Consider the following 17159-nt stretch of genomic DNA (forward strand, 5'->3'; position numbering starts at 1 on the left):
GGAGCGTCCCCGTGACCGAGCGGGTCCGCCGGTTCTTCCGCAACCTGACCGGGCGCAGCGACGCGGTCCTGGTGTCGCACCTGCTCGCCCAGTTCGACGCCACCACGAAGGCGGTCGACCTGGTCCGCGCGCTGGCCGGCGGCGAGATCGACGCCGCGGAGGGCGACCGGCGGATGGACGCCATCGAGAGCGAGGGCGACGACGCCCGCCGCGAACTGATCGTGGAGTTGCGCCAGACCCTGGCGGCACCCATGGACCGCGAGGACCTCAACCGCCTGTCACGGTCCGTGGACGACGTGCTCGACAACCTGCGCGATCTCGCGCGCGAGTTCCACCTGTACGGGTTCGCCGCGGAACCGCTGCTCCTCGAGGGGGTCGACAACCTGGCGACCGGCCTCGCGATGCTGCGGACGGCGACGGAAGTGCTGGTCGACCATCCCGAGGACACCGCCAGACATGCCGCCGAGTCGAAGAAGAACGACGTGCGGCGCAGCTACCAGCACGCCATGGCCCAACTGCTGACCGGGTGCGACGACGTCGACACGCTCCTGCTGCGGCGCCGGGAACTGTTGCGTCGCCTGGACATCACCGGGCTGCGACTGGCCGAGGCGGCGGACGCACTCGTCGACGGCGCCGTCAAACGCAGTCACTGACGGCCGCGGCAGGGCTCGCCGGCAGCCTGCTCGTCAGGCGCTGCTCACCGCGTCACGCCGGGCCAGGAGAAAGCGGCGCTCGGCAGCGTTGGTCGTGAGGGCGGCGGCGGTGGCGTAGGCCGCCGCCGCCTCGTCGGCTCGCCCGAGCCGACGCAGCAGGTCGGCCCGTGTGGCGTGGAAGAGGTGGTAGCCGTCGAGCGGCAGGCCCTCGATGGCGTGCAGGCCCGCACCGGGGCCGCGGACCTCGGCCAGCGCGACGGCCCGGTTGAGTTCCACGACCGGCGTGGGCGCGATCGCCAGGTGCTGGTCGTAGAGGGCGACGATCTGCCCCCAGTCGGTGTCGGCCGCCGTCGGCGCGGCGCTGTGTACGGCGTTGACGGCCGCCTGCAGTTGATAGGGACCGGGACGGTTCCGCCGCAGGCACGTCCGCACGAGCGCCTGCCCTTCGGCGATCATGGCCGCGTCCCAGCGGGACCGGTCCTGATCGGCCAGCAGGATCGGCGTCCCGCCCGGTCCGACCCGGGCCGGCCATCGCGCGGCGACCAGCAGCATCAGCGCCAGCAAGCCCATCACCTCGGGTTCGTCGGGCAGGAGCGCCGCGAGCAGGCGTCCGAGCCGGAGCGCCTCGTCGCACAGTCCCTCGCGGACCAGCGCGTCGCCGCCGGTGGCGATGTGGCCCTCGTTGAAGACGAGATAGACGACCGCGAGGACGCCGGCGAGGCGATCGGGCAGTTCGTGGTCCTCGGGGACGCGGTAGGGGATGTTGGCGGCGCGGATCTTGCGCTTGGCCCGGACGATCCGTTGGGCCAGCGTCGGCTCGGGGATCAGGAAGGCGCGTGCGATCTCGCCGGTGTCCAGGCCGCACAACAGCCGCAGGGTCAGCGCGATCTGTGCGTGGGTCGCCAGGGCCGGGTGGCAACACGTGAAGATCAGCCGCAAGCGGTCGTCCTGCACGGATCCCACGCGCTCCGGCGGCCCGGCCGGCGATTCGATCACGGCTGCCTGCGCCTGCCGCTCGTCACGCCGCTTCTCGCGGCGCAGGCGGTCGATCGCCCGGCGTCTGGCCGTGGTGGTGATCCACCCACCCGGGTTTGGCGGGATCCCCCGCTCGGGCCAGGTCCGCTGGGCGACCAGGAAGGCCTCCTGGACCGCGTCCTCGGCGACGTCGATCTCGCCGAACACGCGGACCAGGCTCGCCACGACCTGCCCGTACTCGCGCCGGAACACGCCGGCCACCGTGGTCTCGTCGGTCGGCGCCACGGACCGGTGCTGCCCGGGACCGACGGCGTGGAACACCACGTCACACCTCGGGCTCGTCCTGGAACGGGCGCACCTCGACCGGCCCGCGACACGCGCGAGTGGCCTTCCTCGCCCAGTCGAGTGCCTCCTCCTCGTCCGCGACCTTCAGCACCCAGAAGCCACCGAGGTGTTCCTTGGCTTCCGGGAAGGGGCCGTCGGTGGTGACGACCCGTCCGTCCTGTTCCCGTACGACGGTGGCGAGGTGGGGTTCCTCGAGTCCCCCGGCGAACACCCACGCGCCGGCGGAACGCATCTCGCCGTTCAGTTCCTCGACGTCGGCGTACATCTGCTTCATCGTGTCGGCGTCCGGTTCCGGCTCGCCCGCCACGTAGTGGACCGACAGCAGGTACTGCTTCATGGTCTCTCGCTCCTCACGTCGGGGCCGTGGCCCGGCCCTCACCATCCCCACGAACGACCGGTGGCGTTTTCGACAGGCCGTCGAGGCGTCCTCACGCCCGCCCCGGATCATTCCGTCGACACGTCCTGGAAGGGGCGGACCTCGATCGGGCAGGTGGTGGCCAGCGACACCTGCTCGCCCCACCGCAGGGCGGCGTCGAGATCCGGCACCTCGATGACGCTGAAGCCGCCGATCTGTTCCTTGGTCTCCACGAACGGCCCGTCGGTGATCAGCACGTCACCACCGCGGACCGTCACCACCGTGGCGGTACCGGGATCGTGCAGTGCGCCGCCGAACACCCACACGCCGGCCACGACCATGGCGTCGTGGACGCGTTCGGTGTCCGTCGCGATCCTCGACAGTTCCTCCGGGGCGGGCGGCAGGCGGTCGGCCGGATAGCAGACGGACAGCAGGTACCTCGTCATAACCGTGCTCCTCGTGTGGGACCGGCCCGGTGCCGGTCCTCGTCCTCCCCACGAACGACGGTGCGCCACTTCGACATTCTGGGTCACGTCCCCCGCCGGTCGACGCCGGGAGCGCCTGACGGACACCGCACCGCAGGGCCACCGGGATCCACCGTGTCGACCGCGTGCTAGAAGTGCTCGGCGGACACCGACCAGCGCACCCAGGAGCGTGCCGTGGAGAAGGACGCCATGACGGACTGGGACGGGGCCGACTACCAGCGGCGGGTGGAGGCTCAACTGGCCGGGAAGGACCCCCACGGTGAGGTCCGGTTCGTCCTGCGGTACGCGCCGTCGTCGGTGCTCGACGCCGGCTGCGGAACCGGCCGGGTCGCCACCGAACTGGCCAGACGCGGTGTCGAGGTGGTCGGCGCGGACGTCAACGAGTCCATGCTCGCGGTCGCGCGGGAGCACCAGCCCGGGCTCCGATGGGTCCTGTCCGACCTGGTCGAGCTCGACCTCGGCCGGACCTTCGACGTGGTCGTCATGGCCGGCAACGTGCCGCTGTTCACGCCGCCGGGCACGACCGGCCGGCTGGTGGCCGGCTGCGCACGTCACGTCGCGCCGGACGGCGTCCTGGTCGCCGGCTTCTCGCTCGACCGCGGCTATGGCATCGAGCACTACGACCAGGAGGCCGCCGCCGCGGGTCTGGAACTGCACGAGCGCTACGCCACGTGGGACCGTGCCCCCTTCGCGGCCGGCGCCGACTACGCCGTCAGCGTCCACCGGCCGCTGGACGCCGCACGACCGTGAGGTGGTGGCGTTCCCTGCGCCCGCTCAGCCGCCGCGTCGATACGGCGCGAACTCGTCCGGGTGAGCCAGCAGGTAGCGGATCAGGTGCTCGATGAGGACGTCGCCGCGGTCCTCCAGGGCGTAGTAGGCGGCGTCGAACGCCTCGAAGCGCTCTTCGTGCTCGAGCACGAAGTCGCACAGGCGTTCGCGATCGTCTCGCGCGTCGGCGGGGAGCACCTGCTCGACGCGGCGGAAGAGGGCGGCGTGGGCGGCGGCTCCCACGTGGGCGGCTGCCTCGACCAGTTCCTCGGCATCGAGGTCGAGGTCGAGGTAGATGGCGGGGAAGCCGTCGCCGTCCGCGGCGTTGGCGGCCAGGTAGAGCACGACGACGGCCCGGGGTCCTGACGGCAGCTCGGCGCGCCGCTCCCAGTAGTCGGGGCCGTGGGCCCGCGGGACGTCCTGGCGCACGATCGCGTCCAGTGCTCGGTGGTGCTGGCTTCGCAGCAGATCCATCGGCGCTCCTGCCGGTGGCCGGTGTCGAAGTCGACTCAGGCGTCGCCGTTCGCGATGCGTACGTCGACGGGGGTGCCGGCCTCGACCGTGCGGCTCACGGTGCAGGTGCGGTCGTGGGAGGTGCGCAGCGCCCGCGGAAGCACCTCGCGGGCACGGTCACCGTCCTCGCCGTCCGGGAAGGTGACGTGGAAGGTCATCCGGATGTCCTCGAGCAGGTTGCCGACGTCGTCACGGATCTTCTCGGCCTCGACGACGACCTCGAACCGCTCCGGCGTCGCCCGACGGCCGGTGACCACGTCGACGTCGACCGCCGAGCAGCCGCCGAGGGCCGCGAGGAGCAACTCGACCGGCGAGAAACCGGACTCGTCCATGCTGCCGAACGTCAGCTGGACACCGCGCGGATTGGTCGCCCGGTACACGCCGGTGTCCAAGCGCTCGAGGGTCACGCGGCGGTGGTCGGCCTCCGTCATCACGGCTCCAGGGTCGGGGATGGCGCACGACCCTACTCCCACGACCGGCGGCGCCCTGCGTGAGGGGGCCGCCGGCCCTTGCCCGGCGACGGCGACGCCGGTTCAGGCCTCGTCGAGTTCGCCGGGGTGCGGTCGGATACGCGTACCGGCGGTGCCTGCCATGTTGGGTCACGCGTCCGTGTGCGTGCGGTTCCAAGAACGCGCCTGTACCCACACGCACGGGCGGGGCGCCGGCGTTCGGGGGCGGCGTTCGTGGGCGGCGAGGGGCCGCGATGCCCGGCGGACGCCCTCGGGCGGCATCGTCGTCACCCCACCGCTCGACTGCTTCCCATCCCCGGGCACAGTTCAACGTCTCGGGACCCGCACGTCAGACCAACGTCGTCGACCAGGACTCGTCGAGCCACGCAGCGTGATCGATGATCGGCCGAAGCCGCACGGCAACGACCCGCGCCAGGACATCGCCAGCAGCCGCTGACGAGGTCACGCCTCGTCGAGGGCCGCCAGCCAGTCGCCCCAGAAGGCCTTCCAGTGGGCGACGTCGTCCGGCGAGAGCAACTTGGCGTGCGCGACCGTGACGGTCGCGCGTCGCTCCCCCTTCGCGCTGACCTGGATCTCCGCCACGCCGTCACCCATGCCGAGTCGGACGTTCTTCGAGGTCGGCCGGGACCGCAGCTCGACGTCCATGTCGGGGAACAGCGCCGCGCGGCCGTCGGCGTCGCGCAGCGTTTCCCGGAGCACGACCGGGTCGACGCCGATGGTCGCCGACCGGCCGGCCGTGAACGTGCCGTCGGCCATCTGGTTGGGCAGTCGGCGCCCGGTGATGCGCTCCCAGCTGACGGTGATGTTCTGCGCCCACCAGCCGGGAACGTCGTGCTGGTCCTGGAGCCAGGTGGCAACGGCGGCGTGACCGTCGGCGTGTCCGGGCCAGGCGTCGATCAGCTCGCGCCACTCGTCCCAGCCGCGGCCGGTCTGCCGGCGGATGACGTCGTCGGAGTGTTCAGGATCCGACGCCCAGTTCGGCGCGTCCCGGTCGGCCGCCTGCTCGAGCAGGACGCGGCGGGCCGCGCCGTACTTCTCGCCGGTCTTGGCCATGCGCGACCGGATGCGGCGCTTGAAGGATTCGTTGCGGGTCATGTGAGCAGCCTCGTGTGTCCGGCGGCCACGATCGGCGACCCGCGCTCGCCGTCGCGGACGCACCACACGACAGCCGTACCACCCGTGTCGAGCACTCGAGGTCCCCTCTGCCTCCCCGAACTCGGCAGCGCGGGCGCCGAGGTGGAGGTCGGGCGTGACACACCGCCTGCCTCGCACGGTACTGCGTCGGCGCGCCCTGGTCACGGAAGACGCCGCGTGTCGGCGCGGGCCGCCATCGCCCGGACAGGCTGGTGGCGCCACGACGGCCGTATCGTCCGATGCAGTCCGACCCGAGACACGGCATGCAGGCCCTGCTGATCGGCGCGATCGGATCGAGCGCACTCGTGATCGGCGGCACGCTCGGGGCGTTGTGGCGTCCGCCCATGCGCTGGACCGGTGTGCTGCTCGCGTTCGCCAGCGGCACGCTGCTGAGCGCGTTGGCGTTCGAACTGTTCCCGGACGCCGTCGAGGACGGGGGCCTGATGCCGGCCGGTCTCGGTCTCCTGGCCGGCGCACTCACGTTCGTCGTCGTGAACACGCTGCTGGACGCGCGGGTGGCGCGCTCGGCCGGCGATCCGCATCAAATGCCCGCCGTGCCCGACGAAGCGGCCGAACGCCTACGCGGTGCAGAGGCGCAGCAGACCGAACGCGTCGAGGACGCGGCCCGCGGTGGCAAGCCCCTGGCGGTCGGCCTCGCCCTCGTCGCCGCCGTGACGCTGGACGGCGTCCCGGAGAACGTCGCCCTGGGCGTCTCCATGGCAACGGACGCCGGCGGTGGATTCAGCCTCGCGCTGCTCGTCGCGATCTTCTCGTCGAATCTGCCCGAGTCCCTGGCCGGAGCGGTCTCCATGCGCCGAGGCGGCCGGTCCGCCGCGTTCGCGATCGCGGTGTGGACCGTCACCGCGGTGGTGCTGACCTTCGCGGTGGTGGCCGGCCGTGCGACCGCCCTCGGGCTCGGCGCAGCGCAGCTGGCCTTCGCGGCCGCCTTCGCCGGAGGCGCCGTGCTGGCGTCACTGGCGGACACATTGATGCCGGAGGCGTTCGAGCACGGCCGGCCGCTGAACGCGATGGCGACGACTGCGGGCTTCTTCCTGTCGTTCCTGCTCGCGCAGCCATGATGGCAGCCATCACGGGCGGCTGCTACGCGGAGGCCCGTCCGCGGCGCCCGGGTGTGACCAGGCGACGCGATCACGACGAGCAACTCGCCTGCCCGGACGACCGGGCATTGCGTGCTTTGCCCCTCGGGCCGGGGCCGGCATCATGCCGCGCCATGCCGACCGCGACCCGCACGCTCCCCCGCTCCAAGAGCGACGTCCGCCGCGCTGCGGCCGCGGTGTGTGTCCGTCGCAGGCGCGGGCGTGTGCAGGTCCTGCTGGTGTCCACGCGGGCCGGACGCGTCACGCTGCCCAAGGGACGCGTGGAGGCGCACGAGGACCCTGCCGCGGCTGCTCTGCGCGAGGCGCGTGAGGAGGCGGGCGTGCACGGCGCCGTGCAGGCGCACGTGGGCTCCTGGCGGCACGGCGACGCCCGCCAGCACGTCGACGCCTTCGTCGTGGCGGTGCGGCGGCGGGGCCGGCCGGTGCCGTCGGAGCGTTGGCGCACCGTCGCGTGGGTCGATCTCGAGCACGCAGCCGACCGGCTGGCACGTCGCTGTGCCACACGGCGCGACCGCGACGCCGTCCGTCGCGCGCTGACCGCCGCCGCCAGCCGGCTGGGCTGACCGGCTTCCGCCCGGGCTCCCGACCCACGCCCGCAGGTGTCAGACTCCACGGCGATGGCGGCGTACGGAACGGCGATGGACGCGCGGGCGGTGGCGGACGCGTTGGAGCGCGACCTGGCGGAGCACGGCACCCCGGAGCGGGCCGAGAAGGAACGCCGGTATCTGAAGAGCGAGCTTCGCCACCTCGGTGCGAGCGTGCCGGCGACCCGTGCGGCGGTGAAACGGCTGGTCGCGGGGCTCCCCGAGCTCACCCATGACGACGCGGTCGACCTCGCCGTGGCGCTGTGGGACGCGCCCGTGCACGAGCGCCGCGCTGCCGCCGTCGAACTGCTCGACCTGCGCAGCGACCTGCTCACCGCCGCCGACCTGCCGGTGCTGGAACGGCTGCTGCGGGAAGCGCGGACCTGGGCGCTGGTCGACGGGCTGGCGGCCAGCGTCGTCGGCGCGGTCCGCGAGCGCCACCCCGACGAGGCCGAACCGACGCTGCGGGCGTGGGCGGGTGACGAGGACTTCTGGCTGCGCCGCGCCAGCCTGCTGGCCTACCTCGTGGCACTGCGGGCGGGCGCCGGCGACTTCGACCGCTTCGCCGACAAGGCGGACCGGCTGCTCGAGGACCGCGAATGGTTCGTTCGCAAGGCGCTCGGCTGGGTACTGCGCGACACCGGCCGGCGGCGGCCGGCGATGGTGGTCGACTGGCTCGAACCCCGCGTCGCGCGCGCCGCGCCGCTCACCCTGCGCGAGGCCGTGAAGCACCTGCCGGACGACGACCGCGCCCGGTTGTCGCGGGCCGCCGACCGGTGACCGACCGCTCCCCGTGCACCGCCCTCCTCAGTGGGCGAGTGCCCGGTCCAGGTCCTCCTGCAGGTCGGCAGGGTCCTCGAGGCCGATCGAGACGCGGATCACGCCGTCGGTGACCCCCATCTGCGCCCGGACCTCCGGCCCGATCCGGTGGTGGGTGGTCGTGGCCGGGTGGGTGACCAGCGTCTTGGCGTCGCCGAGGTTGTTGGAGATGTCGATCAACCGCAGCGCGTCGATCACCTCGAACGCCCGTGCCGTACCGCCGGGTACCCAGAACGTGATGACGGACCCGCCCGCGCGCATCTGCGCCCGGGCGAGGTCGTGCTGGGGGTGGGACGCCAGCATCGGGTAGCGGACTCCCTCGATGGCCGGGTGCTGCTCGAGCCACCGTGCCAGGGCCGCCGCCGTCGCCGTCTGCCGTTCCACACGCAGCCGCAGGGTCTCCAGGCTCTTCAGCACGACCCAGGCGTTGAACGGGCTCATCGTCGGGCCCGTGTGGCGCATCAGCGGGCGCAGCTCCTCCTGCACGAACGCGGCGGAGCCGAGGATCGCGCCGCCCAGCGTCCGGCCGTGTCCGTCGAGGTGCTTGGTGGTCGAGTACACGACCACGTCGGCGCCCAGCTCCAGCGGCCGCTGCAGCACCGGTGTGGCGAAGATGTTGTCGACGACGACCCGGGCACCGGCCGCGTGGGCCAGCTCGCAGACCGCGGCGATGTCGACCAGTTCCTGCATCGGGTTCGACGGCGTCTCGAAGAACACCGCCCGGGCCGGCTCCGACAGGGCGTCCTTCCACTGAGCGAGGTCGGCGCCGTCGACGAAGTCGGTGCGGATCCCCCAGCGCGGCAGGATCTGGTCGAGCACCTGGAAGCACGAGCCGAACAGATCGCGGGCGGCGACGACCCGGTCCCCCGCCCGCAGCGTCGCCGCCAGCGCGTTGAACACCGCGGACATCCCGCTGGCGGTCGCCCACGCCGCCTCGGCGCCCTCGAGCCGGCGCAGCCGTTCTTCCAGCATGGTGACGGTCGGGTTGCCGAGGCGGCTGTAGATGTAGCGGTCCTCGTCGCCCGCGAAGGCCGCAGCGGCCTCGGCAGCCGACCCGTAGACGTAGCCGGAGGTCAGGAACAGCGCCTCGGAGGTCTCGCCGAAGGCACTGCGCTCCGTCCCGGCCCGCACGGCCAGCGTGTCGGGCCGCCACGTCGCCGAGGGATCCTCGGCCGACGGGATCGGCGCCTGCTCGTCCGACACGGAACTCTCCTGGCGGGGGTGGAGGGCTGGCGTGCCATCCTGCCGAGTCGTTCGCGGCTTGGCCAGCCGGCAGCGCGCCAGGGCTTTCGGTGGCTGGCGCGGGCAGACCATTGCCGCCGCCGTCGACCACCCGCTACCGTGGCTGGCATGCAGCGTCACCAGCACGTCGTCGTACCGGGTCTTCGCGAAGGCCTGGTTCCCTGATGCGCTGACACGCACACACGCGTTTCGCGTTCGGCCCCGGGCACCCGCCCGGGGCCGTCGTCGTTTCGAGGAGCATCCATGGACGGCTCGTCCGCCATCACGACGCCCACCGCGGCGCCACCGGCGCACCCCACGCTGGACGGTCTGGAGGAACGCTGGGTCCGCCGCTGGGACCAGCAGGGCATCTACGCGTTCGACCGCACGCGCCCGCGGGAAGCGGTGTTCTCCATCGACTCCCCGCCGCCGACGGTCAGTGGCGTGCTGCACGTCGGCCACTGCTTCTCCTACACCCACACCGACCTGGTGGCCCGCTACCGCCGGATGCGCGGCGACGAGGTCTTCTATCCCATGGGGTGGGACGACAACGGCCTGAACACCGAACGGCGGGTGCAACTGCTGCGCGGCATCACCTGTGACCCGTCGCTGCCCTACGACCCCGATTTCGTCGCACCCGGTCCGACCGACGCGCCAGTCGCCTGCTCGCGCCGCAACTTCGTGGAGATCTGCGAGGAGGTCGCCGAGGAGCTCGAGGCGGACTACCGGCGGCTGTGGACGCGGCTGGGCCTGTCCGTCGACTGGGACCAGCACTACCGCACCATGGGTCACCGTGCCCACCGCGTTTCGCAGTACGGGTTCGCCGAGCTGTACCGGGCCGGGCGCGCCTACCGGGCCGACGCGCCGACCCTGTGGGACGTGGAGTTCGGCACCGCGGTCGCCCAGGCCGAGGTCGAGGAGCGCGAGATCCCGGGTGCCCTCCATCGGCTGTGGTTCGACGCCGGTGACGGCACGGGCATCGAGGTGGACTCGACCCGACCGGAGCTGCTGGCCGCCTGCGTGGCCGTGGTCGTGCATCCGGACGACGACCGGTTCGCCGGCCGGCTGGGCACGACCGTGCGCACGCCCGGTTACCGGGTCCCCGTGCCCGTCCTGGCGCACCCACTGGCCGATCCTGCCATGGGCACGGGGGCGGTGATGGTCTGCACCTTCGGTGACGCGACGGACGTCGTCTGGTGGCGCGAACTGGATCTGCCGACCCGGACGATCCTGGGCGCGGACGGCACCCTCCTCGACGTCGAGTGGGGCAGCGAACGCTGGCCGAGCGAGGACCCCGACCGGGCACACGAGCTGCACGCACGGCTCGTCGGCGCCACACCGGAGCAGGCCCGCGAGGTGCTCGCGACCGCGCTGGCTGCGACGCGTGAGCTGCGCGGCGAACCGCGCCCCACCACGCACCCCGTTCGGTTCTGGGAGAACGGGCGTCGGCCGCTGGAGATCCTGGTGACCCGCCAGTGGTTCGTCCGCACGCTCGACGAGCGCGACGTGTGGCGTCGCCGCGGTCGCGAGCTGCGGTGGCACCCGGCCGCGATGCGCCAGCGCTACGACAACTGGGTCGACGGCCTCAACGCGGACTGGAACGTCTCGCGGCAGCGCTACTTCGGGGTGCCCTTCCCGATCTGGTACCCGATCGACGCCGACGGCACGGTCCGCCACGACGAGCCGATCCTGGCCGCCGACGACCGGTTGCCGGTCGACCCGGCCACGGACCTGCCCGCGGGCTACCGCGCCGACCAGCGCGGCGCGCCGGGTGGCTTCGTCGCCGAATCCGACGTGATGGACACGTGGGCGACCTCGTCCCTGTCGCCCCAGATCGCCGGCGGCTGGCCCGACGATCCCGACCTGTTCGCGCGGGTGTTCCCGTTCGACCTGCGCCCCCAGGCACACGAGATCATCCGCACGTGGCTGTTCACCACGGTGGTCCGCGCTCACGCCCACCACGGCGTGCTGCCGTGGCGGCACGCCGCCATCTCCGGCTTCGTGGTCGATCCCGACCGCAAGAAGCTGTCCAAGTCGAAGGCCAACGCGCCGGACGAGCCGATGGCGCTGCTGGCCCGCTACGGCGCGGACGCCGTGCGCTACTGGGCCGCCGGCGCTCGGCTGGGCAACGACACCAGTCTGGACCACAACCGGCTGAAGATGGGTCGGCGGCTGGCCACCAAGCTGCTGAACGTCTCCCGCTTCGTGCACAGCGCCGTCACGCGCGCGGGCGGCCTCGTCGAGGCCCCCACCGTCGACGAGTCGCTCGACCGCGCCTGGCTGGCGCAGCTGGCCGCCGACGTCGACGACGCCACCCGGCACTTGGACGCACTCGAGCATGCCGCCGCGCTGCGCACGATCGAGGACGTGTTCTGGACTTTCTGCGACGACGTCGTGGAGCTGCTCAAGGGCCGGGCCTACGGCGACCTGGGCCCGGAGCGCGCCACCTCGGCGCACGCGACGCTGACGCGGTCGCTGTCCGTGCTCCAGCGGCTGCTGGCGCCCTACCTGCCGTTCGCGGCCGAGGAAGCCTGGTCGTGGTCCCGACCCGGGTCGGTCCACCGCGCGGCCTGGCCGACGGTCGACGAGCTCCGGGTGGCCGGTGCGGCCGGGGGCGCGGCCGGCATCGACGCCGTCCGGCACGTGCTCGCGGACGTCCGCCGCCGCAAGTCGGACGCCTCGGTGCCGCTGCGGACACCGGTCACGACCCTCGCGATCGTCGCACCCGACGCCCAGCTGGACGTGCTGCGGGAGGCGGCCGACGACCTCGCGGCAGCCGCGCGGGCGTCCGACGTCGTCGTGAGCGCTGGCGAGCGGCTGGCCGTCGAGGTGGAGCTGGCACGGACGTGACCGACGGCGTCGTCGCGGGTTCGTCCTGCACGGGCCGATGGCGGGCCGGAGGGCGCCGCCGGCAGGCGTCTACCTCGACGTCGGCGGCGGTGCAGCGTGGCGCAGGATGCCGGCGACGACCCCACTGACGGCCGCGCCCAGCAGGAAGGCCACGGCCAGGACGCCGCCGCCCAGAGCGACCATCGCCTCGGTCGTGCCACCCCCCGTGAACACCACCAGCGAGGCCAGCAGGGCCACGACCCCGGCGACGGTCGCGGCCACGCTGGCCCAGGCGAAGGGCCGCCAACGCCGGTCGGCCGGTAGCCGGCGCACGCCGACCACGAAGGCGGCGCCGGCGGGCCAGATCGCACCGGCCGCGCCGAGCAGCAGGAAGCCGTTGTCCACGTCGGACCTGCGGGTCGGGCCGGTGACGGGGACTACACCCGGTTCCCGAGGGCGCGCAGCAAAAGGTGCTCGCACAGTTCGGCGTGCGCGAGGCCGGCGGCTCGCGCCGAGATCGCGAAGCCGCTGGTGGGGGTGATCCCGGGCAGCGGGTTGACCTCGAGGAACTGGAAGCGACCGTCGGGACCCAGGCGGAAGTCGGACCGTGACGAGGTGTCACCGATCCCGAGGCATCGGTGGACCTCACCGGCCAGCCGCTGGATCTCGGCCGTCTGCTGCGGCGTCAGGTCGGCCGGCGCCTGCTTGCGGGACGCCCCAGGCGCGTACTTGGCCTCGTAGTCGTACAGACCGCGGTCGGTCACGAGTTCGACGGCGGCGAGGACCCGATCGCCCAGCGTCCCGACCGTGAGGTCCCGGCCTGGGACGTACTCCTCGACGAGCGCGTCCTCGCCGGCGGCGCCCGCTCGCGCCACGGCCGCGGGGAGCTCGCCGGCGTCCGTGACGTACGAGAGCCCGATGGTCGAACCACCGCGCACGGGCTTGACGATCCACGGCGGCGACAGCGCGAGCGCGGCCAGGTCGGACGACTCCCGGCCGCGGCGGACCCGGTGCCAGGCCGGTGTGCTGATGCCGTGGTCGACCAGCACGCGCTTGGTGGCCTCCTTGTCGAAGGTCAGCGCGCACACCTCGGCGCTCGGTCCGGTGTAGCGGATCCCGTGCGCGTCCAGTAGGCGCTGCGTCGCGCCCGCCTCGCCCTCGTCGCCGTAGACGGTCAGGAAGACCACGTCGGCGGCGGCCAGGAGCGGGAGCAGTTCCGGCGCGAGCACCCCGCCGTCCTGCCTGGCACGCAGGACCGCCAGCATCTCCGGATCGGGCGGTGCGCCGTGTCCGTCGCCGACCGGCGGGGTGGCGAGATCGGGGCCATCGGGGTCGCTGTGGAAGGCCCCGTCGACACGCCCGTCCCACCCGTCGGGCACCGCGGCGGAGTCGACTCCGGCCACCCGGTGCCCACGCGCTCGCAGGGCGCGTACGACGGCGACGCCACATGCCAGCGAGACGTGCCGCTCGCTGTTGGCACCACCCATCAGCACCGCCACGCGCAGCCGGCTCGCACTCGAAGCCGGGGCCACCCCGGGCGTGCTCATCGGCGCTCCGTCCACTGGTCGACTCCGTGTTCGAGAAGAAGGCGGAGTTTGTCGAGCCCGGCCCGCAGGTCTGCCACCTCGGCCCGCAGGCGGCTCGCCAGGTCGGGGCCGCGCAACCGGTCGCGCACCACGCGACACACGGTCGGGGCGCCGATCGCCAACCGCAGGGCCGCGCCGCCGTGCCCTCGCGGGCCGAGCGCGACGGGTTGGCCGAACTCGAAGCGTCGGCCCAGGGTGGCACGCGCGGCGGCTGCGACGCCTGGCGGGGCCTGTGCGGCGAGGTCCGTCCGCAGCAGCCGGTCGACGGTCCGCAGCGCCGTGAGCTCCAGTGGCTCCCCGTCGGCCAAGACGCGGAAGGTGAAGATGCTCGGTGCCTCCTCCAACGGCACCGGCCGCGCCGCTCCCGCGCCGGCGCCGGACGGCACGCTGGCCGCGACCGCGGGCGGGGTGTCGAGCGGCTCGGCAACAGGGCTGCGGTCGAGGGCGGCGCACGCGGCGTCGGTCAGGTGTGCCAGGACGCGCCGACGCAGGTCGACCGGGAGTCGAAGGTAGACGTCGGCCTGCGCCAGCGCGGCCGACCAGCGCAGCAGCAGCCCGGGGTTGGGTGCCGGCGACGCGACCCGACGAAGCGCACGCAGCGCCGGCGGGACGGCGCCGCGGTCGAGATAGACACCGACGCCCTCCGGCCAGGGCCGGGCCCGCACCCGGTCGATCAGCGACGGCGGGATCAGCAGCGCGCCGGAGAACGGCGGACCGGCCAGGAACTTCGAGCCCGTCACGACGACCTGGCGACCGGCCGCGAGATGCGTGCCGACCGTGGCCGCACCGACCCGCAGCTGCGCCGCGTCGATGACGACGTCGAGCCGGTCGCCGTGCGCGGCTTCCCAGCTCCGGAGCGCCGCTGGCCTGGGCAGGCGGACGCCGGTCTTGCTGCCTTCGACCACGTGGAGGACCGCCTGCCGACCGTCGGCGACGATGGCCGCCAGATGCGTGGCGATCTCCGCCTCGATCGCGTCGGCGTCGCGCAGCCGCCCGTCCTCGTCACGCACCTCGACCGCCACGCTGCGGACGTCGGCCGGCATGCCCGGCAGCAGCTTGCCGGTGCACAGCCGGCCGCCCTGCGGGGTCCGATCGGTGAAGGCGCGGCCGGTCGCGGCCAGTTCCGTGCCGCTGCCCAGCTCGAGCGGTGCGACGAGGACGGTCGTCGTCGCCCGGCCGGCGCTGGCCGCGACGGTCAACGCCAGCGTCTCTGCGTCGGTCCCGGACGGCGTCGGGACCACCGTCGTCCCTCGGGGTCGGCCGCGGCCGGCCAGCGTTCGTGCCAGGGCGTCGCGGAGGGCCGTCCACTCCCGGTCGAGCGTGGTCTCGAGACCATGGCACAGCGCCCGCGCGACCAATCGCCGCCGACGAGCGTCGGCGGCGGCGAAACCGGCCATGGACGACGACGATGCCGTGCACGAGGAGAACGAGACCACCTCCGGCCGTGGCAGCGGCGAGACCCCGTAGCGGTTCTCGACGCTCGTCCAGTCGACGACCACCCGGTCGTCCCCGCCGGAGCCCAACAGCACGGCCGTGGGCAGCGCCACGGGCAGCACGTCCGAGGCACGACGTGCCGCCGCGTCGAGGGTGGCGGCGTCCAGGCCGGCGATCCGAGAGGCGCCGTCCTCCCGGTCCCGGAGCGCGTGCAGGACGTCGGCCGCGACCGCGCGGGCGTCGTCGGGACCGATCCCGGGCACGGCATCCGCGAGGGCGTGCAGTGACCGGCGGGCGGCGGCGGAGGTCGCCGGCAGCGGCGCGTCGGCGTGCCCCCGGACGAGGTCGGTGTACACGACGGCCGCGGCGTGGGCGAGGATGCGACCGGCCAGTTCACAGACACCATCGGTGACCCCGGCCGAGGATTCGAGCCACGACCGTTCGAGCGCCTCACGGACGACCAGCGCGGCCAGCGCCGGTTCGCGCGCGAGCTCAGGCCGCAGGAGCACGTCGTCACCGTCGACGAGACACGGCTCGCTCTGGCCGGCGTGCGCCCGGAGGACGCGACCGCGAAGCAGGGGGCCGAGGTCTGGGCAGGCCCCCAGCGCCTCGAACGGCCGGCTCACCGGCGCACCACGGCCGCCGCCGGTGCCGATCCCCTCGGCCACCTCCCACCAGAACGCGCGCGCATCCACCCCCCGCTGGACCGACGTCGCCACCCGTCGCAGGAAACGCTATCGAGCGGCCCGTCCGCGGGAGGCTCGATGGCGCAGAGTGCTCGAAAGGTCGCCGGCCGGCACCGCGTTGCGACGGACGCACGTCACCGGCTGGCGGGATGCAACACCCCGGTCAGGCGCTCCGTGAGCTCGAACAACGCCCCCGCCACCTCGCCGTCCTGGGCCGCCCGACTCGGGCTCGCCGGTGCGGGCGCACCCCGCACGCCGGAGCTGGGTCCCCAGTAGCTGCCGCGGGGCACGTCCGGTGCGGTTGCCGCGTACAGCTGCGGGAGTGCGCCCGTGCGCGCCGGCTGGGCGAACAGCGTGTTCGCCGTGGCACTGAAGGTGCGGTTGACCAGGCCGGACAGGCCCCCCTGCAGCGCCGGCCCCTTCGTCTGCAACTCCGTGCGGGCGTAGCCGGGATGGGCGGCGGCGACCACGACGTCACGGTCCGTCGCATCGAGCCGGCGCTGCAGCTCGCGCACGTACAGCAGGTTCGCGAGTTTGGTCTGCCCGTAGGCCAGCCACCGCTGGTAGCGGCGACGTTCGAAGTGCGGGTCGTCGAGGTCGATCCGGCCGATGCGGTGCATCTCCGACGACACGACGACGACGCGGGGATCGACCGCGGCCTCCATCGACGGCAGCAGCTGGGCGATCAGCGCGGCGTGGCCGAGATGGTTGACGGCGAGCTGCAGCTCGAAGCCGTCGACCGTGCGCCGCAACGGTGTCGCCATCAGCCCGGCGTTGGCGATCACGACGTCCAGGACCGGGTACCGGTCACGCACCATCGTCGCTGCGGCCCGGACACTGGCCAGCTCCGCGAGGTCGAGCGGCACGTGGTCGAGGCGGGCACTCGGGACCGCCCGCCGGATCCGCTCCGCCGCGGCGACGGTCTTGGCCTCGTCGCGCGTGGCCATGACGACCGTGGCACCGGCCGCCGCCAGCGCCCGGGCGTTCTCCAGGCCGAGGCCAGCGGACGCCCCCGTCACCACGAACGTGCGCCCGTCCTGCCGTGGCACGTCGTGTTCGTCCCAGCGCACCGGCACTCCTCGCCGTCGTCGGCCGGCAGCCGAGCACGGCCGGCACCCACTGGCATTCGGAGGGGCCGGTCGTCCGGACGTGCCGCCCGCGTCGGGCCCCGTCGACCAGGTCCG

General features: G+C 73.6%; 17 protein-coding genes. 6 read left to right on the forward strand and 11 right to left on the reverse strand.

Annotated elements, in window-relative coordinates; translation table 11 throughout:
* The first annotated feature begins 11 nt into the window (after positions 1 to 11).
* Positions 12 to 653 carry a DUF47 domain-containing protein gene (locus ACERM0_RS03885; protein WP_373677199.1) on the forward strand — a complete coding sequence of 214 codons (642 nt, stop codon included), beginning with the start codon at positions 12 to 14 and terminating at the stop codon, positions 651 to 653.
* Between the two features lie 33 nt (positions 654 to 686).
* Here the strand turns inward: ACERM0_RS03885 and ACERM0_RS03890 are convergent, their stop codons facing one another.
* The 3 genes from ACERM0_RS03890 to ACERM0_RS03900 form a co-directional block, all read right to left on the reverse strand.
* Positions 687 to 1913: an RNA polymerase sigma factor gene (locus ACERM0_RS03890; RefSeq protein WP_373677486.1), complete on the reverse strand. Its 1227-nt coding sequence runs from the start codon at positions 1911 to 1913 to the stop codon at positions 687 to 689.
* A 40-nt stretch (positions 1914 to 1953) separates the two neighbouring features.
* On the reverse strand, positions 1954 to 2310 hold the full coding sequence (locus tag ACERM0_RS03895; RefSeq protein WP_373677200.1) for a YciI family protein: 357 nt from the start codon (positions 2308 to 2310) through the stop codon (positions 1954 to 1956).
* A gap of 107 nt (positions 2311 to 2417) precedes the next feature.
* Positions 2418 to 2774, reverse strand: coding sequence for a YciI family protein (locus ACERM0_RS03900; RefSeq protein WP_373677201.1), 357 nt, complete (start codon positions 2772 to 2774; stop codon positions 2418 to 2420).
* A gap of 228 nt (positions 2775 to 3002) precedes the next feature.
* Here ACERM0_RS03900 and ACERM0_RS03905 point away from each other — a divergent pair, with 228 nt between their 5' ends.
* Complete coding sequence (locus tag ACERM0_RS03905; RefSeq protein WP_373677487.1) at positions 3003 to 3563, forward strand: class I SAM-dependent methyltransferase; 561 nt, start codon at positions 3003 to 3005, stop codon at positions 3561 to 3563.
* A 24-nt stretch (positions 3564 to 3587) separates the two neighbouring features.
* Here ACERM0_RS03905 and ACERM0_RS03910 read toward each other — a convergent pair whose 3' ends face one another.
* The 3 genes from ACERM0_RS03910 to ACERM0_RS03920 all read right to left on the reverse strand — a co-directional run bounded on the left by ACERM0_RS03910 (position 3588) and on the right by ACERM0_RS03920 (position 5659).
* Positions 3588 to 4055, reverse strand: a complete 468-nt coding sequence (locus ACERM0_RS03910; protein ID WP_373677202.1) for a hypothetical protein — start codon at positions 4053 to 4055, stop codon at positions 3588 to 3590.
* A gap of 35 nt (positions 4056 to 4090) precedes the next feature.
* Positions 4091 to 4525 (reverse strand): OsmC family protein, encoded by a 435-nt coding sequence (locus ACERM0_RS03915; RefSeq protein ID WP_373677203.1) that lies wholly within the window; start codon positions 4523 to 4525, stop codon positions 4091 to 4093.
* 480 nt (positions 4526 to 5005) lie between these two features.
* Positions 5006 to 5659: a hypothetical protein gene (locus ACERM0_RS03920; protein WP_373677204.1), complete on the reverse strand. Its 654-nt coding sequence runs from the start codon at positions 5657 to 5659 to the stop codon at positions 5006 to 5008.
* Between the two features lie 278 nt (positions 5660 to 5937).
* Here ACERM0_RS03920 and ACERM0_RS03925 point away from each other — a divergent pair, with 278 nt between their 5' ends.
* The 3 genes from ACERM0_RS03925 to ACERM0_RS03935 all read left to right on the forward strand — a co-directional run bounded on the left by ACERM0_RS03925 (position 5938) and on the right by ACERM0_RS03935 (position 8180).
* On the forward strand, positions 5938 to 6777 hold the full coding sequence (locus ACERM0_RS03925; RefSeq protein ID WP_373677205.1) for a ZIP family metal transporter: 840 nt from the start codon (positions 5938 to 5940) through the stop codon (positions 6775 to 6777).
* A 152-nt stretch (positions 6778 to 6929) separates the two neighbouring features.
* On the forward strand, positions 6930 to 7379 hold the full coding sequence (locus ACERM0_RS03930; protein ID WP_373677206.1) for an NUDIX domain-containing protein: 450 nt from the start codon (positions 6930 to 6932) through the stop codon (positions 7377 to 7379).
* 54 nt (positions 7380 to 7433) lie between these two features.
* Positions 7434 to 8180: a DNA alkylation repair protein gene (locus ACERM0_RS03935; protein ID WP_373677207.1), complete on the forward strand. Its 747-nt coding sequence runs from the start codon at positions 7434 to 7436 to the stop codon at positions 8178 to 8180.
* Between the two features lie 27 nt (positions 8181 to 8207).
* Here the strand turns inward: ACERM0_RS03935 and ACERM0_RS03940 are convergent, their stop codons facing one another.
* Positions 8208 to 9422 carry an O-succinylhomoserine sulfhydrylase gene (locus ACERM0_RS03940; protein WP_373677208.1) on the reverse strand — a complete coding sequence of 405 codons (1215 nt, stop codon included), beginning with the start codon at positions 9420 to 9422 and terminating at the stop codon, positions 8208 to 8210.
* A 282-nt stretch (positions 9423 to 9704) separates the two neighbouring features.
* Between ACERM0_RS03940 and valS the strand changes: the two genes are divergently transcribed.
* Complete coding sequence (gene valS, locus ACERM0_RS03945) at positions 9705 to 12290, forward strand: valine--tRNA ligase (protein WP_373677209.1); 2586 nt, start codon at positions 9705 to 9707, stop codon at positions 12288 to 12290.
* 69 nt (positions 12291 to 12359) lie between these two features.
* Here valS and ACERM0_RS03950 read toward each other — a convergent pair whose 3' ends face one another.
* From ACERM0_RS03950 to ACERM0_RS03965, 4 genes are all read right to left on the reverse strand, one after another.
* Positions 12360 to 12674: a hypothetical protein gene (locus tag ACERM0_RS03950; protein WP_373677210.1), complete on the reverse strand. Its 315-nt coding sequence runs from the start codon at positions 12672 to 12674 to the stop codon at positions 12360 to 12362.
* Between the two features lie 32 nt (positions 12675 to 12706).
* On the reverse strand, positions 12707 to 13816 hold the full coding sequence (locus ACERM0_RS03955; RefSeq protein ID WP_373677211.1) for a D-alanine--D-alanine ligase: 1110 nt from the start codon (positions 13814 to 13816) through the stop codon (positions 12707 to 12709).
* Positions 13813 to 16008 carry a hypothetical protein gene (locus ACERM0_RS03960; RefSeq protein WP_373677212.1) on the reverse strand — a complete coding sequence of 732 codons (2196 nt, stop codon included), beginning with the start codon at positions 16006 to 16008 and terminating at the stop codon, positions 13813 to 13815. Before ACERM0_RS03960 ends, ACERM0_RS03955 begins: the two co-directional genes overlap by 4 nt.
* Before the next feature lie 101 nt (positions 16009 to 16109).
* On the reverse strand, positions 16110 to 17045 hold the full coding sequence (locus tag ACERM0_RS03965; RefSeq protein ID WP_373677213.1) for an oxidoreductase: 936 nt from the start codon (positions 17043 to 17045) through the stop codon (positions 16110 to 16112).
* Between the last annotated feature and the right edge of the window lie 114 nt (positions 17046 to 17159).

Origin of the sequence: Egicoccus sp. AB-alg2 (assembly GCF_041821065.1) — a bacterium.
GTDB lineage: Bacteria > Actinomycetota > Nitriliruptoria > Nitriliruptorales > Nitriliruptoraceae > Egicoccus.